The 23,785-nt window shown below is 68.7% G+C and carries 19 protein-coding genes; 11 read left to right on the forward strand and 8 right to left on the reverse strand.

The annotated features are described in order from the left end of the window. Positions 1 to 64: 64 nt before the first annotated feature. Entirely contained in the window at positions 65 to 1,558 is a 1,494-nt protein-coding gene (locus Y958_RS16865; RefSeq protein ID WP_088873169.1) for an FAD-dependent oxidoreductase, read from the reverse strand. A 121-nt stretch (positions 1,559 to 1,679) separates the two neighbouring features. On the opposite strand from Y958_RS16865, the gene Y958_RS16870 reads away from it, so the two are divergent. Beyond that, positions 1,680 to 2,150: a MarR family winged helix-turn-helix transcriptional regulator gene (locus Y958_RS16870; RefSeq protein ID WP_244909561.1), complete on the forward strand. Its 471-nt coding sequence runs from the start codon at positions 1,680 to 1,682 to the stop codon at positions 2,148 to 2,150. Further along, entirely contained in the window at positions 2,147 to 2,497 is a 351-nt protein-coding gene (locus Y958_RS16875) for a hypothetical protein (protein ID WP_088873171.1), read from the forward strand. Before Y958_RS16870 ends, Y958_RS16875 begins: the two co-directional genes overlap by 4 nt. Positions 2,498 to 2,500: 3 nt before the next feature. Here the strand turns inward: Y958_RS16875 and purN are convergent, their stop codons facing one another. Further along, positions 2,501 to 3,178 carry a phosphoribosylglycinamide formyltransferase gene (gene purN / locus Y958_RS16880; protein WP_088873172.1) on the reverse strand — a complete coding sequence of 226 codons (678 nt, stop codon included), beginning with the start codon at positions 3,176 to 3,178 and terminating at the stop codon, positions 2,501 to 2,503. Then, positions 3,166 to 4,233: a phosphoribosylformylglycinamidine cyclo-ligase gene (gene purM, locus Y958_RS16885; protein WP_088873173.1), complete on the reverse strand. Its 1,068-nt coding sequence runs from the start codon at positions 4,231 to 4,233 to the stop codon at positions 3,166 to 3,168. Before purM ends, purN begins: the two co-directional genes overlap by 13 nt. Before the next feature lie 147 nt (positions 4,234 to 4,380). Between purM and Y958_RS16890 the strand changes: the two genes are divergently transcribed. From Y958_RS16890 to Y958_RS16900, 3 genes are all read left to right on the forward strand, one after another. Next, entirely contained in the window at positions 4,381 to 5,625 is a 1,245-nt protein-coding gene (locus Y958_RS16890) for a DUF2066 domain-containing protein (protein ID WP_088873174.1), read from the forward strand. Positions 5,626 to 5,696: 71 nt separating this feature from the next. After that, positions 5,697 to 6,848: an AI-2E family transporter gene (locus Y958_RS16895; protein WP_088873175.1), complete on the forward strand. Its 1,152-nt coding sequence runs from the start codon at positions 5,697 to 5,699 to the stop codon at positions 6,846 to 6,848. 66 nt (positions 6,849 to 6,914) lie between these two features. After that, a complete protein-coding gene (locus Y958_RS16900; RefSeq protein WP_186291446.1) occupies positions 6,915 to 7,613 on the forward strand; it encodes an HdaA/DnaA family protein in 699 nt (232 codons plus the stop codon). 16 nt (positions 7,614 to 7,629) lie between these two features. On the opposite strand, the gene Y958_RS16905 is transcribed toward Y958_RS16900, so the two are convergent. Then, a complete protein-coding gene (locus Y958_RS16905; protein ID WP_088873177.1) occupies positions 7,630 to 9,531 on the reverse strand; it encodes a CYTH and CHAD domain-containing protein in 1,902 nt (633 codons plus the stop codon). Between the two features lie 316 nt (positions 9,532 to 9,847). On the opposite strand from Y958_RS16905, the gene Y958_RS16910 reads away from it, so the two are divergent. Then, positions 9,848 to 13,048: a phosphoenolpyruvate carboxylase gene (locus Y958_RS16910; protein WP_145727565.1), complete on the forward strand. Its 3,201-nt coding sequence runs from the start codon at positions 9,848 to 9,850 to the stop codon at positions 13,046 to 13,048. A 67-nt stretch (positions 13,049 to 13,115) separates the two neighbouring features. Here Y958_RS16910 and Y958_RS16915 read toward each other — a convergent pair whose 3' ends face one another. Continuing rightward, positions 13,116 to 14,093, reverse strand: a complete 978-nt coding sequence (locus Y958_RS16915; RefSeq protein WP_088874048.1) for a malate dehydrogenase — start codon at positions 14,091 to 14,093, stop codon at positions 13,116 to 13,118. Between the two features lie 191 nt (positions 14,094 to 14,284). On the opposite strand from Y958_RS16915, the gene Y958_RS32810 reads away from it, so the two are divergent. Next, on the forward strand, positions 14,285 to 15,448 hold the full coding sequence (locus Y958_RS32810) for a M23 family metallopeptidase (protein ID WP_276328593.1): 1,164 nt from the start codon (positions 14,285 to 14,287) through the stop codon (positions 15,446 to 15,448). 55 nt (positions 15,449 to 15,503) lie between these two features. Here Y958_RS32810 and Y958_RS16925 read toward each other — a convergent pair whose 3' ends face one another. Next, positions 15,504 to 16,535: a methyl-accepting chemotaxis protein gene (locus tag Y958_RS16925; RefSeq protein ID WP_040850092.1), complete on the reverse strand. Its 1,032-nt coding sequence runs from the start codon at positions 16,533 to 16,535 to the stop codon at positions 15,504 to 15,506. A gap of 441 nt (positions 16,536 to 16,976) precedes the next feature. Continuing rightward, positions 16,977 to 17,507, reverse strand: coding sequence for a SixA phosphatase family protein (locus tag Y958_RS16930; RefSeq protein WP_211098674.1), 531 nt, complete (start codon positions 17,505 to 17,507; stop codon positions 16,977 to 16,979). 174 nt (positions 17,508 to 17,681) lie between these two features. Here Y958_RS16930 and Y958_RS16935 point away from each other — a divergent pair, with 174 nt between their 5' ends. From Y958_RS16935 to Y958_RS16945, 3 genes are all read left to right on the forward strand, one after another. After that, positions 17,682 to 19,868, forward strand: a complete 2,187-nt coding sequence (locus Y958_RS16935; protein ID WP_186291448.1) for an RNA degradosome polyphosphate kinase — start codon at positions 17,682 to 17,684, stop codon at positions 19,866 to 19,868. A gap of 29 nt (positions 19,869 to 19,897) precedes the next feature. Next, positions 19,898 to 21,430 (forward strand): Ppx/GppA family phosphatase, encoded by a 1,533-nt coding sequence (locus Y958_RS16940; protein ID WP_088873180.1) that lies wholly within the window; start codon positions 19,898 to 19,900, stop codon positions 21,428 to 21,430. A 132-nt stretch (positions 21,431 to 21,562) separates the two neighbouring features. Then, positions 21,563 to 22,204, forward strand: a complete 642-nt coding sequence (locus tag Y958_RS16945; protein ID WP_145727564.1) for a hypothetical protein — start codon at positions 21,563 to 21,565, stop codon at positions 22,202 to 22,204. A 15-nt stretch (positions 22,205 to 22,219) separates the two neighbouring features. Here the strand turns inward: Y958_RS16945 and Y958_RS16950 are convergent, their stop codons facing one another. Then, positions 22,220 to 22,606, reverse strand: a complete 387-nt coding sequence (locus tag Y958_RS16950; protein WP_088873182.1) for a hypothetical protein — start codon at positions 22,604 to 22,606, stop codon at positions 22,220 to 22,222. Positions 22,607 to 23,260: 654 nt separating this feature from the next. On the opposite strand from Y958_RS16950, the gene Y958_RS16955 reads away from it, so the two are divergent. Next, on the forward strand, positions 23,261 to 23,671 hold the full coding sequence (locus Y958_RS16955) for a hypothetical protein (RefSeq protein WP_004274436.1): 411 nt from the start codon (positions 23,261 to 23,263) through the stop codon (positions 23,669 to 23,671). Positions 23,672 to 23,785: the final 114 nt, after the last annotated feature.

A 23,785-nucleotide genomic window follows, 5' to 3' on the forward strand; every position in this document is an offset into this window, starting at 1 on the left:
CCAAGGTTTATGCGCAAACGCGGGCCCCTGGCAAGGGGCCGCGTTGTTCGCCGAACGGTTCAGGTCACGCCTTGGTTGTGGCCCACAGCCAGTCGCGGATGGCGCCAGCGTCCCGGGCGGTGGCGGCGATGTAGCCGTCGGGCCGCACCAGCACCCAGGTGCCGGGGGTGAGATCATAGGCCTGGGCGACGTGCCCGGCGTCGTCCGCCAGGTCGGCCGGTTGTCCGCTGCCTTGCGGCGCCACGGTAAGCGCCCTGACCTCCTCCGGCCAGCCGCCGCCCGCCCCATCCTCGTCCACGCCATAGCCCAGCAGTGTGAAGTGCGGCCCCTGGTAGACCTCGAACAGCCGGGTGGGGGTGCCCGCAGCCGTCCGGCAGGGGGCATCCGGGGCCCGGTCGCCGGCCACCACCCGCCCGTGGACAGCCCCGCTTTCGGTGGCCAGCGGGCCGTCGCGATAGCTCAGGTCCAGTTCGCGCGTCTCGCGGCCCCGGCGCATCCCCTCCGCCGTGCCCATCTGGCCCAGTAGCCGGCCGCTGAGGCCCAGCACGTGGGCGGCGATGGGCCGGCGCTCCGCTTCATAGCTGTCCAACAGGCCGTCAGACGCCCCCCGTAGTACGGCGGCCAGCTTCCAACCCAGATTATAGGCGTCCTGCACGCTGGTGTTGAGGCCCTGGCCGCCCGTCGGCGGGTGCACATGGGCGGCGTCGCCGGCGATGAACACGCGGCCCATGCGGTAGCGGTCGGCCAGGCGCAGGTTGACGCGCAGGGTGGACAGCCAGGTGGGTTCCCCTACCGTCAGGTCGTCGCGGCCGGTGCGTTCCCGCACGATGGCGCTGATCAGGTCCCGGGTGGGTGTTACCTCATCCGGCACCTGGGCCACCACCTGGAACAGGTCGGTGCCGGCCAGCGGGCACAGCGCCAGCTGGGCGTCGGGGGCGTACCAGCGGTGCCAGGCGTCGAACGCCAACCCGGCGATGGGCATGTCGCCGATGATGGCGCGGAAGGGCAGCGTCTCACCCGGGAAGCCGATAGCCAGCGCATGGCGGACGAAGCTGCGGCCACCATCGGTGCCCACCAGGTAGCGGGCGCGCAAGCTGACCTCCCCCTCAGTGGTGCGCAGTCGGGCGGTGACGCCCTCGGCATCCTGGTCGAAGCTCGTCAGCTCCTTGGCGAAGGCGGGGGCGTGACCGAAGCCCGCCAGGCGTCGGCGCAAGACCGCCTCCGTCTGGAATTGCGGTACCATCAGCGGGTTGCCGTAGGGCTCCGCCGGGGTGGGCGGCTGCACGTCGTGCAACTGGGTCCGCACAACCTGACCGCCTTCATAGGTCAGGACGGTGGGGTAGGGGCCGCCCACGGCCTGCAGGTCGGCCAGCACGCCCAGATCCTCGAACACCTCCAAACTGCGGGGCTGCAGGCCCTTACCCCGCGAGCCGGGGAAGGGCCCGGCGTTCTTCTCCACCAGGCGGAAACCCACGCCCCGGCGGGCCAGATCCAGCGCCAGAGTCAGGCCGGCAGCGCCAGCGCCGACGATCAGGATATCGGTATCGAAACGAGCCACGGGACTCTCCAATTATGTGCGTGATGCACGGATATGGGCGCGATCAGCCGCGATGTCCGTGTATAACGCACATATATCGGCACCCTGGACGCTTGCCAAGAAAAATGTGCATAATGCACATATGAGAAACGAGCTGCATGAAGCGCTGATGGATCTGGTGGGGGTGGTGAACCGCCCCCAGCCGGACCAATACCTGTTGAACCTGGCCGGCGTGTCGCTGGACCGGGCGCTGTTCCCCTTGCTGGTGCGCATCGGCCTGCGCGGGCCCCTGGGCGTGGTGGAGTTGGCCGAACTGGCGGGCCGCGACCATTCCACGGTCAGCCGGCAGGTGGCGAAGCTGGAAAGTCTGGGCTTGGTCGAACGGCGGGCCGGGGCCACCGACGCGCGGGTGCGCGAGGCCGTGGTGACACCCGCCGGCCAGGCCATGGTCGACGCCATAGGCGGGGCGCGCAACCGCATGTATGCGGCGGTGCTGGCGGACTGGACGGAAGAGGATAAGGCCACCCTGATTCGATTGCTGCGTCGTCTGGCCGACCGGGCCAAGGAATGGACGGCCACGCCGCCAACCGGGACGGGGGAGGAGCGATCATGAGGCCCCGCCCGTTCACGCTCGCCGCCATCACGCGACGCGAGCGGCATCAGGCCGTGGGGGCGGTCATCGACGCCATCATGGACGCCGGGGGCTGGCTGGTGGACAGCACCCAGTTTTCCAATCTGGCGATGGCCTTGCGCTTCGTTCTGCCGGCGGACGGTTTGGCCGGATGGGCGGCAGCCCTTGCGGCGGCGGGGGTGCGGCTGGATGAAGACAGCCGGGCGCGGCTGGCGGCACACGCCGCCGGGGCCGGGGCGCCCGAGGCGGAGGTTCCGGCGGCTCTGAACCTGACCTTCCTGCACGACGAGCCCGACCTGCGGCAGGTGGTGCCGGCGGTGCCCGGCTGAACGTCAGGCGGGGCGCGGGTTCAAGGCCGTCGCGGGGATGGGCAGGGGGCATGCCAGCACGGCGCGATCGCCCTCCACCGTCACCCGGCCCTCGGCGATGAGGCGCACGGCCAGGGGATAGAGTTCATGCTCCGCCGCCAGGACGCGGGCCGACAGGGTGTCGGCGGTGTCGTCTGACTGCACCGGCACGGCGGCCTGGGCCACGATGGGGCCGCTGTCCACCTCGCTGCGCACATAGTGCACTGTGCAGCCGTGGAAGCGCACGCCGGCGTCCAGCGCCCGCTGGTGGGTGTCGATGCCGGGGAAGGCCGGCAGCAGCGACGGGTGGATGTTGATCAGCCGGTCGCGCCAGTGGTCCACGAACCAGGGCGACAGCAGGCGCATGAAGCCGGCCAGGCAGACCAGCTGCACGCCGGCATCCTCCAGCGCGCGGGTCATGGCCTGCTCGAACGCCGGCTTGTCGGCATAGTCCTTGTGCGGCAGGGCCAGGGCCGGGATGCCCGCGCTCCGCGCCCGCTCGAGCCCCGCGGCGTCTGCCTTGTTGGACAGGACCAGCGCCACCGTGGCCGGGAAATCCGGCGCGGCGGCGGCGTTCATCAGGGACTGCAGGTTGCTGCCCCGCCCGGAGATGAGAACGCCCAGCTTGAGCTTGCCGGGCGTTCCGCTGTTCAGGCGTGCCATGCCTTGTCCGTGCCGGTCACCGTGACGCGATGGGCGGCGTCGGCCGCGACCGGCACAACCTGGCCGATGCGGGCGACCGTCTCGCCGCCCTGGGTCAGGACGGAGATCGCCTCATCCGCCTTGTCGGCGGGGACCACCACGGCCATGCCGATGCCGCAGTTGAAGGTGCGGGCCAGTTCCAGGTCGGCGATGGTGCCGACACCGGCCATCCAGCGGAACACCGGCGGCAGGGTCCAGGACGTGGCGTCCAGGGTGACGCCCAAGCCGTCGGGCAGCACGCGCGGAATGTTCTCGATCAGGCCGCCGCCGGTGATGTGGGCCATGGCCTTCACCAGGCCGGCGCGCACCGCGGCCAGCGTGCTCTTCACATAAATCCGGGTGGGGGTCAGCAGCGCCTCACCCAGGGTCTTGCCCGGGGCGAAGGGGGCTTCGTCCTCATAGCTCAGGCCGGAGACGGAGACCAGCTTGCGCACCAGGGAATAGCCATTGGAATGCACGCCGCTGGACGCCAGGCCCAGCACCACGTCGCCGGCGGCGACACCGGCGCCGGTCAGCACCTGGCTGCGTTCCACAGCACCGACAGAGAAGCCGGCCAGGTCATAGTCGCCATCGGCGTACATGCCCGGCATCTCGGCCGTCTCACCGCCCACCAGGGCGCAGCCCGCCTGGCGGCAGCCCTCGGCGATGCCGGCGACGATAGCGCGGCCGGCGGCCACGTCTAACTTTCCGGTCGCGAAATAATCCAAGAACAGCAGGGGCTCGGCACCCTGCACCACCAGATCGTTCACGCACATGGCGACCAGGTCGATGCCGACCGTGTCATGGCGCTTGGCGTCGATGGCGACCTTCAGCTTGGTGCCGACGCCGTCGGTGGTGGAGACCAGCAGCGGATCGGTGAAGCCGGCGGCGCGCAGGTCGAACAGGGCGCCGAAGCCGCCCAGGCCGGCGTCGGAACCGGTGCGCGCGGTGGACTTGGCCAGGGGCTTGATGGCCTCGACCAGGGCGTTGCCCGCGTCGATGTCGACACCGGCGTCCTTGTACGAATAGGTGCTTATGGCGTCCTCGCAGGGCCTGGGCTAAGAAGGGGCGTCCGTCAGGGGTCGGCTGCGCTCAAGGCCGCCGCCCGCGACCGTCCGTTTAAGACGGTTCCATGACCCGCCCGGGTTTCGGGGCCGAACATAGCAATATCGGAAGGCTTTGCAATGCCGCACCGCTGCATCCCCCTCTTGCGCCAGACCGGGTTTCGGGGCGCCCTTTTCCTGGCCCTGGCCGCCGGCGCCCTTGCCGGCACCGCCCGTGCCGAGGCGGGACGGAGCGTCGCCGCGGAACAGGCCTTTGTTGAGCAGGGCGTGGATGTGGACGTCACCGCCGGCAACGCCAACCAGGCCCGCGACCAGGCCATCCTGCAAGCCCAGCGCGAGGCCTTGGCCCGCCTGTTCCGCAAGCTGACCCCGGCCGCCGACGGTCGCCAGCCACCGGCCGTCAGCCAGGGCGAGCTGGAGGCCCTGGTGGCCGGCTTCGAGCTGGAGCAGGAGCGCGCGTCGTCCGTCCGGTACGTCGGCCGCTTCACCGTCCGGTTCCGCCCCGCCGCCGTACGCCAGCTGCTGCAGCAGAACGGCGTGCGCTATGCCGAGATGGTGGGCAAGCCCGCCCTGGTGCTGCCCGTGGACGCCACGGGCGCCGAGCCCGCGCTGTGGACCGATGGCCCCTGGCGCCAGGCTTGGTCGCAGATCGGCCCGGTGGACGGGCTGGTGCCCGTGGCCCTGGTGCCGCCGGACCCCGCCGACCAGAACGAGCTGCCGGCCAAGGCGGCGCTGACACCGGACGCGACCGCTTTGGCCCACATCGCCGCCCGCCACGGCGCCGGCCAGGTTGTCGTCGCCCGGTTGGAGGGCGACGCCGCCAAGGGCTATCAGCTGACCCTCAGCACCTTTGTGCCGGGCGAAGGCCTGTCGCCGGCCGAGACCGTGCCGCAATCGGCCTTCGTCCCCCGCCCGTTGCCCGTCGCCACCGACACCCAGCCGCCCGCTGCCGCCGCCCCGCCCCCGCTGCCCGCCGCCCTGGGCCTGGCCGTGGCCACGGTGGTGGACCGGGTGGAGGAGGGGTGGAAGCGTCGCGTGGTGGTGGACGCCCACCAGTCCGGCCAGGTGGCCGTGCGCGTGCCCCTGACCGACCTCACCACCCTCGTGGAGGTGCGGCGCCGCCTGGCCGGTGTGCCCATGGTCACCCAGGTGGACACCAGTGCGCTCAAGACCACCGAGGCCCTGCTCACCCTGACCGTGTTGGGCGACGTGGGCCACCTGAAGACGGCCCTGGCCCAACGCGACCTGGTGTTGTCCGACATGGATGCCGCCCCGGCACCCACCCCCGGGGCCGCCCCCGCCCCCGCGTCGGCGACGCCGGCTGAGGTGCATTACCAGATCAGCCTGGCCGTCGCCCCATCATAAGAGTGCCTGATTCCAGGGTCTTATCTGTTACTGTCTGGGCTTGTGCCTGATTCGGTGTTGGTGGGGGGACGATGGCGGAAACGCATGCGGGGCGGCAGATACGGTTCTGGCTGGTCGGTCTTGTCGTGGGCGTCGTCCTGATCTGGCTGCTGCGCGGCATGCTGCTGCCTTTCGTCGCCGGCATGGCCATCGCCTATCTGCTGGACCCCGTGGCCGACCGGCTGGAGGGGTTCGGGCTGCCGCGCCTGGCCGCTACCTGCGTGGTGTTGCTGATCTTCGTCGTCGTCGTGGTGCTTTGCATCCTGCTGCTGGTGCCCTTGATCCAGCAGCAGGTCACCCAACTGATCGAAAGCCTGCCGGCCATCATCACCTGGGCCAGGGATGAGACCATGCAGCGCGTCCGCAGCCTGATGGCCGCCTTGCCCCCGGATGACATCGAGCGGCTGCGCGGTGCTGCCAGCGAATATGTCGGCACCCTGGTGGGCTGGGGGGCGGACTTCATCAAGAACCTGTTCAGCGGCGGTGCTGCCCTGTTCGGCCTCGTGTCCCTGCTGTTCATCACGCCGGTGGTGGCCTTCTACCTGTTGCGCGACTGGGACCGCATGGTCGCGACGCTGGACGGTTGGCTGCCGCGTGAGCACGCCGAGGTGGTGCGCGAGCAGTTGCGCGCCGTGGACCGCACGCTGGCCGGATTCGTGCGCGGCCAGGCCACTGTCTGCCTGGCGCTGGGCGCCTTCTACGCCCTGGCCATGACGGCGGTGGGGCTGAACTTCGGCCTGGTCATCGGCCTGATCGCGGGCATCCTGTCCTTCATCCCTTATGTCGGCACGGTGGTGGGCTTCGGCGCCAGCGTGGGGGTGGCCCTGTTCCAGTTCCACGACCTGTGGCGCGAGGGGCTGGTGGTGGCGCTGTACATCCTGGGCCACCTGCTGGAAGGCTATGTCCTGACGCCCAAGCTGGTGGGCGACAAGGTGGGCCTGCATCCCGTTTGGGTCATGTTCGCCCTGCTGGCCGGCGGCAGCCTGTTCGGCTTCACCGGCGTGCTGCTGGCGGTGCCGGTGGCGGCCGTCATCGGTGTGCTGGTGCGCTTCGGATTGCGTCAGTACCTCGCCAGCAGCTATTACACCGGCGTGCCTCCGGAAGAGGTGCTGCGCGAGGATCTGGTCCAGGAAGGCCTGGTCACGCCGGGGACGGACGCCGGGGCGCCGCCGCCGGTGCCCTGACCCGGCGTTCCGCCAGCGCCCCGTCCGTCCGCCTTTCGTGCCCGTTGCCGGTAAGACCCTGGAATCATGGCCGACTTGAGACAATTGCCCCTGGATCTGGGGCACCGTTCCGCCATGGGGGAGGCCGACTTCCTGGTGGCGCCGGGCAACGCCGACGCGGTGGCCTGGTTGGACGCCTGGCCGGACTGGCCGGCCCCGGCCCTGGTGCTGTACGGCCCCCCCGGCTGCGGCAAGAGCCACCTGGCCCAGGTGTGGCGTGCCCGGTCGCGCGCCCCCCTGCTGGGGCCGGAGGATCTGGACCCGGCGGAGGTGCCGCACCTGCTGGGCCCCACCCGTACCGCCGTCATCGACCGTACGCATGAGATCTCGGGCGACACGGTGCGCGAGCGCGCCCTGCTGCATCTCTACAACGTGACCAAGGAGGCGGGTGGCCAGCTGCTGCTGCTGGCGCACTACGCCCCGGTCAACTGGACCCTGCGCCTGCCCGACCTGCGCTCCCGCCTGGTGGCCGCCCCCGCCGTGGGCATGGCCGCCCCGGACGACGCCCTGCTAATGGCCGTGCTGGTCAAGCTGTTCGACGATCGCCAGGTGCGGGTGGGGGAAGAGGTCATCGCCTGGCTGATGACCCACACCGAACGCTCCTTCGACAGCGCACGGCGCACCGTGGCCCTGCTGGACCGCGCCGCCCTGGCCGCCAAGAAGCCCATCACCGTGGCCTTCTGCCGCCAGGTGCTGGAGCCCAAGGACAAGCCGGCGGACGCCTGACGCCGTCCTGGGGCGGCTACCGCCCCATCATCCAGAACATGCGCCGCCGGCTGTAGCCGCGCCACGTGGCGGGCAGCTTGGCCAGCGCCACGGCCTCTTCCTGCGCCAGGCGGGACAGCAGGCGGGTGCTGCGGGCCTTGGGGCCGGTACCCTTGGCCAGCTGCGCCACCAGTTGGGCGGCCTGGCGGGCGAGGACCGGGGCGGTGACGGCGCCGTGCAGGCGGGTGAGGGGGGCCAGGGGATCGGTAGCGGGGCGCTTGGGTGGGGTGATCTTGGCGCCCTTTACAGTCTTGGCCTTGGCCGTCGCCAGGGGATATAGGCCGCGGCAGACCTCCGCCGTCTCATACAGCCGCTGTGCCCGGCGGCGCAGGCGCTCCAGCGCGTCGGCGGCGGGGGGCGCCTTGGCCACCAGCACGGCGTTCCTGGCGCCAGGCGGGGGCGGGGACGGCAGCTCCAGCCGGTCGATGGCCCGGGCCACCTTGTCCTGCAGTTCGGCCAGCAGGCGGGGCGCCACGGTCTTCAACGGCTGATCCAGCGCGGGGGAGGCCCAGCCGCCGCCCTCGACCCAGGCGGCCAGGTCCAGCACCAGGGCGGTATGTCCGGCGCCGCGCAGATGCTTCATCACCCGCCGGCGCGCCTGCGTGGCGGCGTGGTCCAGGGCCAGGCGCTGGCGCTTGCTCAGGCCGGCGGCCCCCTTGCGGTCGGGCAGCAGGGCGGCGCGTTCGGCCAGGCGATCCCAGCCGCGCGCGGTTTCCAGCAGGGTGCGCAGGGGGGCCAGGCGCCGGCGCAGGGCGTCCGCCGCTTCCGCATGCGGGTTGGCTCCCACCTTGGCCCCCACCCTGGGCAGCGGCGCGGGACCGGCCGTGGACGGCAAGGTCATCGCCAGGCGCAGCAGGCGCATCGCCGTGTCCAGCCGGCGGCTGGCCGCCGCCATCTCGCGCAGGGCCTGCGTGTCGCCGCTTTCCAGCAGCACCGTGGCGTTTTCCAGCAGGTGGCCCAGGGCATGGCGGGTGGCGTGGCGGAAGCCCTCCGCCACCGTGGTCACAGGCGTCAGGGCCGCCGGCTGGGCGGGAACGGCCGCCGCCGGCTTGCCGGTCAACAGGCGCAGGCCTGCATCGGCCTTGCTGCCCGTGGTGATGCGCAGGGGCGCGTGGTGGTGCAGGGCGGCCGCCACCTCGAACAGGGCGGCGACCCGGCCGCCCTTCAGCTCCAGCTCCACCTCCGCCACCGGCCAGGTGGTCTCCTCCGCGGCCCCCGTTTCATCGTTATTGGGCACGGACAGGCGCACCTCGCCCTGGTCCAGGGCTAGTTCCACGCTGGTGCGCGGGTCGGGATGCAGCAGCAGCGCGGTCCGTTCGATGTCGGTGGCGAAGCGGGGGGCGACCTGCGCCCACTGTGCCGATGTCAGCAGGTTGAAGATGCCGGCGGGCAGCAGGCCGATATCGGGCCCGTCGCCCTCAACCGGCAGCGGCCATTCCCATTCGCGCCGGCCGGCGGCGGCGGCGGTGCCGGCGTCCGACGCCCAGGTCTTCACCGTCTGCACCCGCCGGTCGCCCTGACGCCGCACCCGCAGGGCCAGGCCGTGGGCGGCCAGGGCCAGGTCCGGGGTGTCGTAATACGTCGTTACCTGGTGGCGGTGGGCGGGGGGGGCGTCGGCCATGCGCGCCAGCAGGGGCAGCGCTTGCAGGCGGGCCAGTGCCGCCGGCGTGGCCGCCAGCTTCACCTCCACCTCCCGCACGGCCAGAGCGCGCTTGGGCGGCGGGGGTGTGGCGACGGCCGGGGAACCGTCTGGCGACGACGGTGTTGGAGGGGGTGTTTCGTAAGCGACGGGGGAGGAAACGGCGGCGCGCCCCGCCTCCTGGGCGGAGGTGTCGGGACCGGTGGTGGTCGGTGTGGGGCGGGCGGGGCCGTTTGTCATCCTGAATGGATAACCGAAGACGGGGCTTACGTTAAGATCGTGTTGCGGAATTACATCGATTCCATGCAATCGGGAAATTTTTTTCCGTTATGTTGCCTTGCAGCGCACAGTTGCGATAGTCTCACAGTTCCGTTGCGTCACAATAAATCGCCACCCTCGTCCGTCCTTACCGGCCCCCGCCCCACCGGCCCATTTCGCCGTTGCGAGGTAGGATAATGACTCAAAGTCATGCTTAACGCCGGTTGGACGCGGAACGTATGGGCACAGGCGGTCCGGCGCATCAGGGATGAGCAACCAAACTGGGCATCGAACCATCATGAAGTCATCGCTGGCAGCGTCGCGGGATGCTGAGAAGTCCGCGGAAAAGTCCACCGACTCCGGGCAGGCCCCGGCCAAGACCGTGACGCCGGCGAAGACCCCTGAAACCGCTTCCGCTGGCACCGCCACCGCCACGCCCGGCGTGGACGTGAAGGCGGCCGACGCCGCCACGCTGGCGGCCCTGGCCAAAGCCGGCCCGCTGCTGGACCGCCCCGTCGCCAAGTTCGCCAGCCTGGACCAGCCGGGCGCCCCCAAGGCCGACGCCGTGGGCCTGACGGCCGACCTGGTGGCGCGCCTCACCCGCTATACCAAGCTGGCGGACGCCGACCCCTTCGCCAACCCCGTTTCCCTGCTGGCGCTGGACGTCTCCCGCCGCCTGCATTCCGGTGAGCTGGATTTGGCGGCGGTGGAGCAGGCCATCCAGTACCTGGGGGCCGAGGGCTTCCTGGCCCGCGCCCGCCGCCTGGGCGCCTATCTGGGCGAGGCCGATCCCGCCGCCAACGCCGCCCGCATCCGCGCCCTGATCGAGGGACTGGCGGTGGGCGCCGACGGCCAGCCCGTGGCGTTCGAGGCCTTTCGCGCCCAGGTGGAAAAGGAGATTTTCGGCATCGTCATCACCGCGCACCCGACCTTCAACCTGACGGGTGAGTTGATGGACGCCATGGCCAAGCTGGCCACCGGCCGGGACGAGGCCGGGGTGCCCTTGACGGCCGCCGCGCGCAAGGCACTGATCGCATCCGTCGCCGCGACGGAACTGCGCCCGGGTGAGCTGTCGCTGGTCGATGAACACCGCCTGTCGCTGGCCGCCATCACCAACATCCAGGCGGCGTTGCGCACCGTCTACGACATCGTGCTGGCGGTGGCACGGGAACGCTATCCCGAGCAATGGTCGGAGTTGACGCCGCGCCTGCTGACCGTGGCCAGTTGGGTGGGGTACGACCTGGACGGCCGCTCGGATATCCGCTGGTCCGACACCCTGCACAAGCGCCTGGTGGTGCAGCTGGGCCAGCTGCGCCATTACCTGGCCGAGGTGCAGGCCATCCGCAAGGTGGCGCCGGTGCAGGAAGACCTGCGCAACACGCTGGACCTGCTGGAATCCCGCCTGGCGCTTGCCATCGCCCAGGTGTCGGACGAGGTCGCCGCCTTCGGCAGGGAGACGACCACCCAGAAGGACATCGAAGCCATCGCCCAGCGCATGCACGACGGCCTGTCCCTGCGCCTGGTGGAGGCCGCACACGCCATCGAGCAGGTAGACCGCGCCATCCGCCTGGCCTCTGTCGCCGGGAAGGGCGCCGCCGGCAAGGAGATGAAGGGCGATGAGGTGGTGCGCCGGCTCGCCATCCTGAAGGCGGAGCTGTCGAACTACGGCCTGGGGCAGGCGCACACCCATGTGCGCATCAACGCCACCCAGCTGCACAACGCCGTGCGTAAGACCGTGGGCATGGAAACGGCGCCGGACGACCCGCGCTACCGCCAATCCTACCTGAACGCCATCACCGGCCTGCTGGATGAGGTGCGGCCGGTGCGCATCAATTTCGGCAGCATCATCGCCGAACGCACCTCGGCCAAGCGGCTGTTCATGGTCGTGGCCCAGATGCTGAAGTACGCCGACGCCTCCGTGCCTGTCCGCTTCCTGATCGCGGAATCAGAATCGGCTTTCACCGTACTGACGGCGCTCTATTACGCCCGACTGTTCGGCGTGGCCGACAAGGTGGACATCAGCCCCCTATTCGAGACGGAACGGGCGCTGGAGGTGGGCAGCCGCGTCATCGAGCAGCTGCTGGACAACCCGCATTACCGCGACTACGTGAAGCGGCGCGGTCGGCTGTGCATCCAGACCGGCTTCTCCGACGCCGGCCGCTACCTGGGCCAGACGCCCGCCTCCGCCAGCATCGAGCGCTTGCGCCTGCGCATCGCCCGGCTGTTCACCCGCCACCGCCTGGATGGTGTGCAGCTGGTGATCTTCGACACCCACGGTGAATCCATCGGCCGCGGCGCCCATCCGGCGGGCTTCCCGGAACGCCTGGGCTATGTCGCGGCCCCGGCCACGCTGTCGTTCATGACCCACCACAAGATCGCCTTCAAGCAGGAGGTCAGCTTCCAGGGTGGCGACGGCTATCTCTACTTCGTGACCCAGCCGGGCGCCCTGGCCGTGGTCACGCGCATCCTGGAACACATGCTGGGCGGCAAGCACGCCACCCTGGACGACGACCCGTTCTATGGCGACGCCGACTACATTCGCGAATTCTTCACCACGGTGAAGCAATTCCAGGTGTCGCTGGTGGAGGATCCGAACTACGGCGCCCTGCTGTCGGCCCTGGGCACCAACCTGCTCTATCCTTCGGGCAGCCGGGCCATCAAGCGCCAGCACGACGGCAACGCCGACGACGTGGACCAGAGCCGCGCCTCGCAATTCCGCGCCATCCCCCACAACGCCATCCTGCAGCAGATGGGCCTGCCGGCGAACACCGTCAGCGGCGTGGGCGAGGCCATCGACAAGGATCCGGAGCACTTCGCCGACCTCTACCGCACCTCGCCCCGCTTCCGGCAGTTGCTGGGCATGGTGGAGTACGGCGTGGCCATCGCCAGCCCCGACGCGCTGAAGGCCTATATCGACACCCTGGACCCGGCCTTCTGGCTGCTGCGCGCCGCGCACACCGCCGACCCCGCCCGGGTGGAGGAGATGCGGCGCCTGGCGGCCATCCTGGAGGACAACCCCCTCCACAGCCGGCTGATCCGCATTTTCCGCAAGCTCTACCGCGATTTCGACGTGCTGGAGGAAGGGCTGGCCCGGGTGGAGCGTCATCCGGTGCCGGGCCAGGTTCCGCCGCCGGATGAGGCGCTGAGCAACGGGCTGTTGGTGCTGCACGCCCTGCGCATCGCCCTGATCCAGGAGGTGTTCCTGCGGGCGACGCACATCCCGCAGTTCTCCAGCCAGCACAACATCACCCATCGCCGCCTGCTGGCCCGGCTGATGCAGCTGGACGTGCCCTGGGCCCTGGACCTGCTGTCCCGCATCTTCCCCGTGGCAGAGACCGCGGGGGAGGGCGATTTCGGCGAAAGCGCCACCTACGTCAGCGATGACAGCCAGAACTATGGGCAGGAGAACGAGCGCATCTTCAAACCCATTGCCAGCCTGTACGACCTGGTACGCCGGGTGGGCAACGGCATCACTCAGCGCATCGGCTTCTTCGGCTGACGGGCGCCATGGAAAAGGGCGCCTTCCCCGGGAATGAGGAGGGCGCCCTTCGTTTTTGCGGGAGGGGTCAGAGGTCGGCGACGGCGGCCCGCTCCTCCATCAGTTCGGCCACCGTGCGGTCCAGCATGCGGCGGGCGAACGCGTCGAGTTCCAGCCCGCGCACCCGCTCGATGCGGCCGTCACGGCATAGGGCGGGCACGCCGCAGACCAGGCCCTGGGGCAGGCCGTAATCCCCCTCCGACGCCAGGCCCATGGAAACCCAGCGGTCGCCGCTGCCCTGCACCCAGTCGCGCATGTGGTCGATGGCGGCATTGGCGGCCGAGGCGGCGGAGGACAGGCCGCGCGCCTCGATGATGGCGGTGCCGCGCTGGGCCACCGTGGGGATCAGGGTGTCGCGGTACCAGGCGTGGTCGCCGATCAGGTCGGGCAGGGGCCGGCCCTGCACCACCGCGTGCTGCCAGTCGGCGAACATGGTGGGGGAGTGATTGCCCCAGACCGCCAGCCGTTCGACGGCCGTCACGTCCACCCCAGCCTTGGCCGCCAGCTGCGCCTGGGCGCGGTTGTGGTCCAGCCGAATCATCGAAGTGATGGCGTCGTGCGGCAGGTCCGGGGCATGCCGGATGGCGATCCAGGCGTTGGTGTTGGCGGGGTTGCCCACCACCAGCACCTTGGCCGTGCGCTTGGCCTGCTCATTCAGCGCGCGGCCCTGCGCCTTGAAAATGGCGGCGTTGGCCGACAGCAGGTCGCGCCGTTCCATGCCCTTGCCGCGGGGGCGGGACCCCACCAGGAAGGCTGCGTCGATGTCGCGGAAGGCCACGGCCGGATCGTCGCTGACGCTGATGCCGTTCAGCAGCGGGAACGCGCAATCCTCCAGCTCCATCACCACCCCGCGCAAGGCGGGCAGGGCCGGCGTGATCTCCAACAGCGACAGGTGGATGGGCTGGCCGGAGCCGAACACGTCGCCCTTGGCCAGGCGGAACAGCAGGGAATAGGCGATCTGCCCGGCGGCACCGGAGACGGCGACACGAAGGGGGGCGGTTGTCATGACAGGCACCTCAGGATTGGTTTGCGCTTGCCCCATGAAGCTGCGCGCCATCCTGAGATCGTTCCAACAGAACGTATTGAATGAACCGATCCGGTTTATTGATGATTGGTCGCAGCGGGCTCGAGGTAAGACCCTTGCCGGCTTTCCGGGATCATGCTGCCTTAGGGGCACAACCCGGGGGGCGGCTTGTGATGCGATTTCTTGGCTTTATGGTGGGCGTCCTGCTGTGCGTCTTGGCACCGGCGCGGGCGGCAGAGATCCATCAGGCCCAGGTCGAGGCCCGCGTCCCCTGGCTGCCCCGGGCGGTTGCCGCCAGCGATGGGCGGAACCACCTGGCCTATGAACTCCACATCACCAGTTTTGATTCCGGCGACGGGCCGCTGACGCTGGAGCGGCTGTCGGTGTTCGCTGGTGATACGGTGGCCCCCCTGTTGACCGTGGCCGGCGCGGACCTGGCCGGCCTGTTGGCCCAGCCGCCGGAGGATAAAGCGGACGATGGTGTCGCCATTGGGCCCGGCCGGCGCCAGGTGCTGTTCCTCTGGCTGACCCTGCCGCCCGGCGCGCCGCCGGCGAGCCTGCGCCATCAGCTGGACTTCCGGACGGCGGCGGGGCAGGTGCAGCGTGCGGGCGCCGTGGCCTGCGCGGTCGCCCGCACGACGGCGCTGGAGATCGGGCCGCCGTTGCGCGGCGGCGATTGGCTGGCGGTGGAGGGGCCGGGCAACCCGCATTCCCACCACTGGGGCAGCATGGTCGCCGTCGATGGGGAACTCACCATCCCCCAGCGCTTCGCCATCGACTGGTTCGGCCTGGCCGGCACCGGCCATTCCTTGCGCGACCGCCATGACAGCTTGTCGGCGACCCGGGATGAGGACTGGATCGGCTATGGTGCCGAGGTGCTGGCGGTTGCGAACGGCGTGGTGCGGAATGTGCGCAACGATGTGCCCGATGGCACGCCGCTGGCGCCACAATCCGTTCCGGACGATCTGACCGCCCGGACCCTCTATGGCAACTTCGTCATCCTGGAAATCGCGCCTGGCGTCTTCGCGCACTACGCGCATCTGCGTACAGGCAGTGTCACGGTAAAGGTCGGCGACCGCGTCCAGGCGGGGGCGGTGATCGGCCGGCTGGGGCAGACCGGTGCCGCCGGCGCGCCGCATCTGCATTTCCACCTGAGCGACCGGCCGACCTTTGAGCAATCGGAAGGGTTGCCCTTCGTGATCAAGGGCTACACCCGGCAGGGCAAGACCAATGTCGAGGCGACCTTCGATGTCGATACACCGGTCGCGCTGGAGGGAAGCCCCCGGGCCATCCGCCACGCCATGCCCCTGGATGGCGACGTGGTGCGCTTTCCTTGAGCCGGCCGGCGCCTCGCCCGGCGGCGGATGCCGGGCGAGGTGCGGAGGAGAGGCCTCAGCTTTGGCCGGGTGGATTGTGGACCAGGACGCCGTACCAGCCCAGGCCGCGATAGGTTTCATAGCCCGGTGTGCGGGCGAAGCCGATCAGGCGGCCGTGGCGGTCCAGGTAATGGCCCATCGGCTGGCCCTGGGTCACCAGGTGGAAGCTTTCCGTCAGTTCACCCCGGCCGTCGCTGGCGGCGATGATGCGGCCGGCGGCATCCAGCAGCAGGCAGCGGGTGTTGGTCCGTTCCGACGTTTCCAGGCGGACACCGGTTACCACGGCGCGGGCCTGTGGCTCCCAATCGAAGAAGATGCCCAGCGCGCCCAGAACCTCGCCGTCCTGGGCGCCGTCGCGGCGCACGGCGGTGGAATAGGTCGCGACGGTACGATTCTCCAGCACCGGGTTCGGACGGACGTCCTCCACCGCGAAGTCGCCGCCGTCGCGGGTGCGCAGGGCGTCGATGAACCAGGCCTCGTTGGAAACGTTGGTGCCGATGGCGTGGGGGAAGCGGTCCGGGCGGCCGGTGGCGATGACGCGGCCGCTGCGGTCGGCCACCCACAGGTCGAGATAGACGGTATAGCTTTGCAGGATGACGTTCAGCCGCTCGCTGGCGTGGCGGAACGCTTCGTGCGAGGGGCTCTGCAGGCCGGCGACCACGGCGCTGTCCGTCGCCCACCACCGCACGTCGCACGACCGCTCATAGAGGTTGCGGTCAATGATGTCGATGCTGTTCAGCGCAAGGTCGGCCAGGCGCTGGCCCCGGAAGCGGGTCATCAGATCCTCGCCCACCGTGGTCATGCGATCGACCAGTTGGCCGATTTCGCTGCGCAGTTCACCCGCCACCACGCTGACGCGCTGGGAGATGGAGTTGACCTCGTTGGCCACCACGGCGAAGCCCCGTCCGGCGTCGCCGGCGCGGCCGGCCTCGATCAGGGCGTTGAAAGCCAGCATCTTGGTGGTCCGGTTGATATCCTCGATCACCGAAACCTTCTGGCTGGCGACATCCAGAACGTTCTTCGTCAGGTCGATCAGGCTGTTGTCCATCGGCTCCCCCACTCTCTTGATTAGCTTTTGTGCGTCGCAGCAAAGAACGTCACGTTACTACGCTAACGCAAAAGACGTGCCGGGAGCCGAATGGTGTACCGCGCCATTAATAAGTCGTTAAGAATCAAGGGGGATGGCCTGCTCATTCGTGGCAGGAACGCTGCCCTGTCCCTAACCGAAAGTGGAGGATTGGCCAAATTGCGGGCAAAGGGCTGCACAGTCGATGTGCAACCTATAGGCGGTGTCCGAAAGTGAAATCGGTTTCGTCTTCCGCCGCCGCATGATCGTGGAATGCCGCGCCTTATGCCATTGATGCAGCCCACTGCCATCTACTTTTTTGATGGAGTTTGCAGATTTGGGATGGGATAGTTTTTGTCTGGGGCGCATCGCTTGATTGCATGGATTATACAACCCTGACGGTTGATGCCCGGGTGCCGGCCGTTACGCCGACGCCACCTCCCTCGGCGTGACGAATTCGGCCAGACGACCAGTCCCCGGGGCAAGATCAGCCCATCGGTCCAGGGGCAATTCCAGCCGCGCCAGGGCGCCGGTCGGGTATTTTTCCATGATGCGGGTGCGAAGAGGGGTCTCTTCCGCCTGGGCCAGGTCCAGCGCCAGCTCCTCCAGCCCGGGGTTGTGCCCGATCAGCAGGACGGTGGCGGTGGGGTCGGCCAAGGCGCGCAGCCGATCGGCCAGGGCGCGGGCCGACGCCATATAAAAGACTCGGTCCACGCTCATGGGTGGCGTCTCGCGCCACAGGGGCAGCAGGCCCGCCAGCGTGGCCCTGGTACGGGCGGCCGTGGAACAGAGGATGAGATCGGGCTGGGGTGTTCCACCCTTGCGGCGCCTGAAATAGTCGGCCATGGTCGTTAACGCGCGCTCCCCCCGGGACGACAGGGGACGCTCATGATCAGGGACGCTGTCATCGTCCCAGGAGGATTTCATATGCCGGAGCAGGAACAGGGTCTTCACGCGACATCCCCCAGGATGGACCGGCTGCCCGAGCCCGCTGTGGAACCGGCGGCCCCGGAAAAGAAAAAAGGAATGGGTACGAAAACAACGGGATCGACAACGCGAGAACCAGAAACGGTAACGTTGGCGGCCTATGGTGATCGACCCGATACCCGTGCTGTTAATGAGGCGACCATGTCCACGGCGGTGGAAACCCCGATCCGCGAAGCTGAGTCCACCCCCATCGATATGACGTCGGCGGACCGGTTCATCAACCGCGAACTGTCGTGGCTGGCCTTCAATCAGCGCGTTCTGGAGGAAGCGTACAACGCCCAGCATCCGCTGCTGGAGCGGCTGCGTTTCCTGTCCATTTCGGCCAGCAACCTGGATGAGTTCTACACCGTCCGCGTCGCGGCGCTGAAGGCGCAGGTGACGGCTGGCGTCGCCACCCCCTCGGACGACAACCTGACCCCGGCGCAGCAACTGGCCGCCATCAACGAGCGCGCCGCCGAGTTGATGCGCGAACAGCAGGCGTGTTGGCTAATGATGCGCGCCGACTTGGCCAAGGCCGGCATCGCCGCCATCGACCCCGGCGAGCTGACCCCGTCGGAGACCGACTGGCTGGAAGCGAAGTTCCTGGACGATATCTTCCCGGTGCTGACGCCCATCGCCGTCGACCCGGCCCATCCTTTCCCCTTCATCGCCAATTCCGGCTTCTCGCTGGCCGTCCAGCTGTACGACCCGGCGCGCAACACCCATCTGGACGCCCTGGTCCTGCTGCCGGCGCAGCTGGACCGTTTCGTGCGCCTGCCGGGCAGCGATGTGCGCTTCATCCTGCTGGAAGAGCTGGTGCTGCTGTTCATCGACCGGCTGTTCCCGCCCTTCACCCTGAAGGGACATGGCTTCTTCCGCGTGCTGCGCGACAGCGACATCGAAATCGAGGAAGAGTCCGAAGACCTGGTCCGCACCTTCGAGACGGCGCTGAAGCGCCGCCGCCGCGGCAGCGTCATCCAGCTGTGCGTCAACGCCGGCATGTCGCGCGACCTGCGCGACTTCCTGGCGGGCCAACTGCATGTGCCGACCGACGACGTGTTCGTGCTGGACGGCCTGATCGGTCCGGCGGAGACCAAGCAACTGATCATCGATGAGCGGCCGGACCTGCTGTTCCAGCCGTACAACGCCCGCTTCCCGGAGCGTATCCGCGATTTCGGCGGCGACTGCTTCGCCGCCATCCGCCACAAGGACATCATCGTCCACCACCCGTTCGAGAGCTTCGACGTGGTGGTGCAGTTCCTGCGCCAGGCGGCGCAGGATCCGTCGGTGCTGGCCATCAAGCAGACGCTGTACCGCACCTCCAAGAACTCCCCCATCGTCGCCGCCCTGATCGAGGCGGCGGAGGCGGGCAAGAGCGTCACGGCGATGGTGGAGCTGAAGGCCCGCTTCGATGAAGAGGCCAACATCCGTTGGGCGCGCGACCTGGAACGGGCGGGCGTGCAGGTGGTCTACGGCTTCGTCGACCTGAAGACCCACGCCAAGGTGTCGCTGGTGGTGCGCCGGGAACAGAAGGGCCTGCGCTCTTACGTTCATTTCGGCACCGGCAACTACCACCCCATCACCGCCAAGATTTACACCGATCTCAGCTTCTTCACCTGCGACCCGGCGCTGGTGCACGACGCGGCCCACATGTTCAACTACATGACCGGCTACGCCACGCCCAAGGCGCTGGAGAAGATCGCCATCGCCCCCATCGGCCTGCGCGACCGGCTGGTCAGCCTGATCGACGCGGAAATCGCCCACGCCCGCGCCGGCCGCCCGGCGCAGATCTGGGTGAAGCTGAACTCCCTGGTGGACGCCCGCATCATCGACAAGCTGTACGAGGCGTCGCAGCAGGGCGTCAGCATTGACATGGTCATCCGCGGCATCTGCTGCCTGCGGCCGGGGGTGAAGGGCCTGTCGGAAAATATCCGGGTGAAGAGCATCGTCGGCCGTTTCCTGGAGCATGGCCGCGTGGTCTGCTTCGGCAACGGCGTGGGCTTGCCGCACCCCGGCGCCAAGGTCTTCATCTCCTCCGCCGACTGGATGCCGCGCAACCTGGATCGCCGCATCGAGACGCTGGTGCCCATCGAGACGCCGTCCTGCCACCGTCAGGTGATGGACCAGATCATGGTCGCCAACCTGAAGGATGAGGCGCAAAGCTGGCAGCTTAGCCCTGATGGCGAGTATCATCGTATCGAAGCACCGCTGGGCGCCTTCAACGCCCACACGTTCTTCATGACCAACCCCAGCCTGTCGGGGCGGGGCAGCAGCGCGGTCACCGATCCCAAGGGGCCGGCCAAGCTGTTGCTGAAGGCGGCCGCCAAGGCCGCGAAGCGTGCCGACTGAATTGCCTGCCTTAGCCCGTACCGGATGCCATGCCCGTAAAGCTTGACCGACCCGCCCCTGAACGCCACGTTGGCGCCGACCGGTTGGCCGTCATCGACATCGGTTCCAACTCCATGCGGGTGGTGGTCTATGACCGCCTGGAACGCTCGCCCATCGCCATCTTCAACGAGAAGATCATGTGCGGATTGGGCCGGTCGGTGGAGAAGACCGGCAAGCTGCACCCCGAGGGAGTGAAACTGGCCTTGGCCAATCTGGCCCGTTTCCGCCGCCTGATCGAGGGCATGCAGGTGGGGCGGGTGGACATCCTGGCGACCGCCGCCGTGCGCGACGCCAAGGATGGCCCGAAGTTCGTGGCGGAGGTAGAGGCGCTGACCGGTGTCCCCGTCACAGTCCTGGCGGGGGAGGAGGAGGCGCGGCTGTCCGCCATGGGCGTGCTGTCGGGGACCCCCGGCGCCGATGGCCTGATGGGCGACCTGGGCGGCGGCAGTTTGGAACTGGTGACGCTGGACAAGGGCCTCATCGGCCGCCAAGCAACCCTGCCGCTGGGGCCCCTGCGCCTGATCGAGGCGGTGGAGGGCAAGCCGGGATCGGCGGCCAAGCTGATCGACACCCAATTGGCCAAGCTGCCGTGGGCCCTGGATGGCCGGGGGCGGGAATTCCACCCCGTGGGCGGCGGCTGGCGCGCGCTGGCCAAGATGCACATGGAGCAGACGGGACACCCGCTGCACATCATCCATCACTACATGGTCGATGCCCGGGTTATGGCTGACTTCGCCGGGCTGGTGGGGCGGCAAAGCCGCGCCTCCCTGGAGAAGATGCCGGGCGTTTCCCGCCGCCGGCTGGAAACGCTGCCCATGGCGGCCCTGGTGATGGAGCGGGTGCTGCGCACCGTGCAGCCGTCCAACGTCGTCTTCTCCGCCTACGGGCTGCGTGAAGGGTTCCTGTTCGACCAGCTGTCGGCCGAAGAGCGGCGGCGCGACCCCCTGATCGACAGCTGCACCCAGGTGGCGGAACGGCTGGGCCGGTTCGGCGAGGCCGCCACCCTGACGCAATGGACGGCCCCCCTGTTCGCCGGAGAGGATGAGGCGGCCGCGCGCCTGCGCACCGCCGCCTGCCTGCTGTCCGACCTGGGGTGGTCGGAACATCCCGACTATCGCGCCGAGCACGCCTATTTGCGGGTGTTGCGCATGCCGTTCGCCGGTGCCGACCATGCCGAACGTGCCTTTCTGGCGCTGGCCTCCTTCGTGCGCTATGCCGGCACCATGGACGGCCAGCCCCTGGGCCTGACCCGCACCCTGCTGTCGGAGGCGCAGCTGAGCCGGGCCATGATCGTGGGCCTGGCGCTGCGCCTGGCCCATACGCTGACCGGGGGAGCTGCCACGCTGTTGCAGCGCACAGCCTTGCGGCTGACGCCGGACACCCTGACCCTGCTGCTGCCCCGCGACGCCGCCATGCTGGACGGCGATGCCGTGCAGCGCCGCCTGGACGGCCTGGCCAAGGTGCTGGGCCGCAAGGGCACGGTGGTGGTCCAGGGACCGGCCTTGGCGGAAGCGGGTGCCTAGGGCGGACCGTGATCAGGTTGAGTCCCTTGATCGTGTAAATCCGCTCTAGCCGGTGACGGGGCTTTCGGTTGGAATACCGGGCCCCACCGCCATATAAGATCAGTCCCGTTCATTTCCGCCCGGACAGCAGCCATGGCTCTCTTCCCTCGACTTGTCCTCGCGCTTGGTGTTCTGGTGGCGCTGGCGGCCGGCGATATGCCGGCCCGGGCCGACTTCCTTCCGCCCGCGCGCCCGGGCGAGACCGATCCCATCATCCAGCAGGTCCTGAATTGCTGGAGCTATGGCCACAGGCCCAACGCGAAGGGCGCGGGCGTCGGGGTGGGTGGGCAGAACCTGGTATGCGCCCATGGCGAGGCCAAGACCACCGTCATGCGGGACACCATCGCCCGCATCACCTCGATCGATGCCCGGACGCTGGTGATCTGGTCGCAAGGGGGCGGTGACGCGCAGGCGGCGGCCGACCTGGCGCAGACCATCGTCGACCGGGGCATCACCGTCATCATCGACGGCCCTTGCGCCGGCCCCTGCGTGTGGTGGCTGGCGGCCGCGCCCAAGCGCCTGGTGACGCCGGAAGCGATCTTCGACTTCAGCGCAGGCCCGGACGCGCCGCCGGCGGTGGTCGAGCGGGTGCGCCAGGCCACGGGCATAGACTTGAACGCCCTGCGACAGACCGGCGGCCCCCGGCAGCCGCGGGACGAGGCCGCCCTGCGCGCCCTAGGCCTGGGCGTCACTCAGCTTCCTCCCATCGTGGCGGTGAAGCCGACGCCCACCTGAGGCGCCGGCTTTTCCTCACGGCGGTCCGTTGGTCCCCGCCCTGAACAGATCCTCCCGCGCCTGTTCCAACGCGTACCGCAGGGCGCCGCGCCTTTCCCTGTCGTCGGGGATCGCGATCAGCCGGTCATAGATGCGGCTGATCAGCTGGCCTCGCTCCGCCGGCATGCTGCGCAGCCCGTCATGGGCGTAGAGCGCCAGCACACCATCGATGATCTGGCTCAGCAACTGGGTGTCCAGCCCTGGCCGGTTGCCCGTCAGGTGCATGTTGCCGTGGCCGGTCAGCAGCCAATCCACCGAGATGTCCAACTCCAGCAAACGGGCCAGGGTTTCGCCCTTGGGCAGCTTGCCCAGGCGTTCGTATCCCTGCCAGGTGTTCACACCCAGGGCGAACCGGGCGGACATGCTTTTCTGGGTTTCGCCGAGGTGCTCGCGAACTTGGCGTAACCTGCCCTTCAGTCCCGTCATGGCGTCGCGCGCAACCCTTCGACGCGCGGACGGAGGGCGGGAGGAGTGGCGGCAAGAGAAAGACGGAGGCACGAAATTTTGTGCTTCATTGGCACGAAAAAACGTGCCATGTTCAATCTCGCGTTCAGTCGGAACACTCCTTGACCACTCCTGATGTCACGGGGTCGCATAAGGGCGCCGGTGTCCGGAGCGACCATAGGAATGGCGTTCCAAGGCACCGTCGTTTGGGAATTAAGACGGTTGATGGGGTAGGGGTGTGCAGGCCGCGCCCCACCCGCGGAAGACGCAGGCGGTCGTGACGGGCGCACCGGGGGTGTTGAAAAAAGATCCCAAAACAGGCCGACGATCCTCCTCGGGCCAAGCCACCATCCAAGTACGCGTAGCTTCTCCCCCGAGCGGTACATCCGTTCAGGTAAAAGTTTGATTAAGACCTGATAGAATAAAGCTCCCGGACCTGATCGCAACGCCCAATCTGCGCCAACACAGCGGGCCGGAGCCTTTGCCTATCGCGGTAGGACAGGGTTAATGCACAGGGCTGATTACCGGCTTTTTCCGCAACTGCGGTTAATATGCATTATCTATAGTGGGGACATGGACGGCGATGAAATAGCGGATCACATCGGGAAGATCATACAGGGCGGCGCTGTTGGCCGGACTTGGAATTGCCTGGTTGATCTGAGGTCATTCATCGGCAACATCCATCATTCGTCTTTGGAGCGGATATCCAAGCTACTTAATGAAAAGCAAGAGTCGGGGACGCTGAAGCGATCCCCGGATAATGATGGCAGTCGGGTCGCTGTTGTAAGCTACAACGCCGGCCAGAAATTCTTAGTCAATCTGGCCCGTGTTTATATGCGGGACTATGATCTCCGGCACTTCTCCGACATGCGGCAAGGCTTTGCTTGGGCGTCCGGGCAAGACGCCCTGCCGCCGGAGATGAGGTCTCTGGATTGGCATCTGGAGAGGGCGGAGGGCGGTACCCCGCCCAAACTCCGAACATAAGCGGGGCCATCCCGCACCGCCCTGGCCCGCGCCCCCATCCCGCGCCCCCATCCCGCGCACGGTCCTGGCGCGGCCGGGGATGGGGAATCGAAACGCCCCCGGAAGTCTTCTTCC

This window comes from Nitrospirillum viridazoti CBAmc (assembly GCF_000730165.1).
GTDB lineage: Bacteria > Pseudomonadota > Alphaproteobacteria > Azospirillales > Azospirillaceae > Nitrospirillum > Nitrospirillum viridazoti.

Bases quoted from the DNA above. Each gene is read 5' to 3' on its own strand.
- Y958_RS16870 (WP_244909561.1), top strand. From the start codon at position 1,680: ATGAGAAACGAGCTGCATGAAGCGCTGATGGATCTGGTGGGGGTGGTG.
- Y958_RS16875 (WP_088873171.1), top strand. From the start codon at position 2,147: ATGAGGCCCCGCCCGTTCACGCTCGCCGCCATCACGCGACGCGAGCGG.
- purN (WP_088873172.1), bottom strand. From the start codon at position 3,178: ATGGCACGCCTGAACAGCGGAACGCCCGGCAAGCTCAAGCTGGGCGTT.
- Y958_RS16890 (WP_088873174.1), top strand. From the start codon at position 4,381: ATGCCGCACCGCTGCATCCCCCTCTTGCGCCAGACCGGGTTTCGGGGC.
- Y958_RS16895 (WP_088873175.1), top strand. From the start codon at position 5,697: ATGGCGGAAACGCATGCGGGGCGGCAGATACGGTTCTGGCTGGTCGGT.
- Y958_RS16900 (WP_186291446.1), top strand. From the start codon at position 6,915: ATGGCCGACTTGAGACAATTGCCCCTGGATCTGGGGCACCGTTCCGCC.
- Y958_RS16905 (WP_088873177.1), bottom strand. From the start codon at position 9,531: ATGACAAACGGCCCCGCCCGCCCCACACCGACCACCACCGGTCCCGAC.
- Y958_RS16910 (WP_145727565.1), top strand. From the start codon at position 9,848: ATGAAGTCATCGCTGGCAGCGTCGCGGGATGCTGAGAAGTCCGCGGAA.
- Y958_RS16915 (WP_088874048.1), bottom strand. From the start codon at position 14,093: ATGACAACCGCCCCCCTTCGTGTCGCCGTCTCCGGTGCCGCCGGGCAG.
- Y958_RS32810 (WP_276328593.1), top strand. From the start codon at position 14,285: ATGCGATTTCTTGGCTTTATGGTGGGCGTCCTGCTGTGCGTCTTGGCA.
- Y958_RS16925 (WP_040850092.1), bottom strand. From the start codon at position 16,535: ATGGACAACAGCCTGATCGACCTGACGAAGAACGTTCTGGATGTCGCC.
- Y958_RS16935 (WP_186291448.1), top strand. From the start codon at position 17,682: ATGTCCACGGCGGTGGAAACCCCGATCCGCGAAGCTGAGTCCACCCCC.
- Y958_RS16940 (WP_088873180.1), top strand. From the start codon at position 19,898: ATGCCCGTAAAGCTTGACCGACCCGCCCCTGAACGCCACGTTGGCGCC.
- Y958_RS16945 (WP_145727564.1), top strand. From the start codon at position 21,563: ATGGCTCTCTTCCCTCGACTTGTCCTCGCGCTTGGTGTTCTGGTGGCG.
- Y958_RS16950 (WP_088873182.1), bottom strand. From the start codon at position 22,606: ATGTCCGCCCGGTTCGCCCTGGGTGTGAACACCTGGCAGGGATACGAA.
- Y958_RS16955 (WP_004274436.1), top strand. From the start codon at position 23,261: ATGGACGGCGATGAAATAGCGGATCACATCGGGAAGATCATACAGGGC.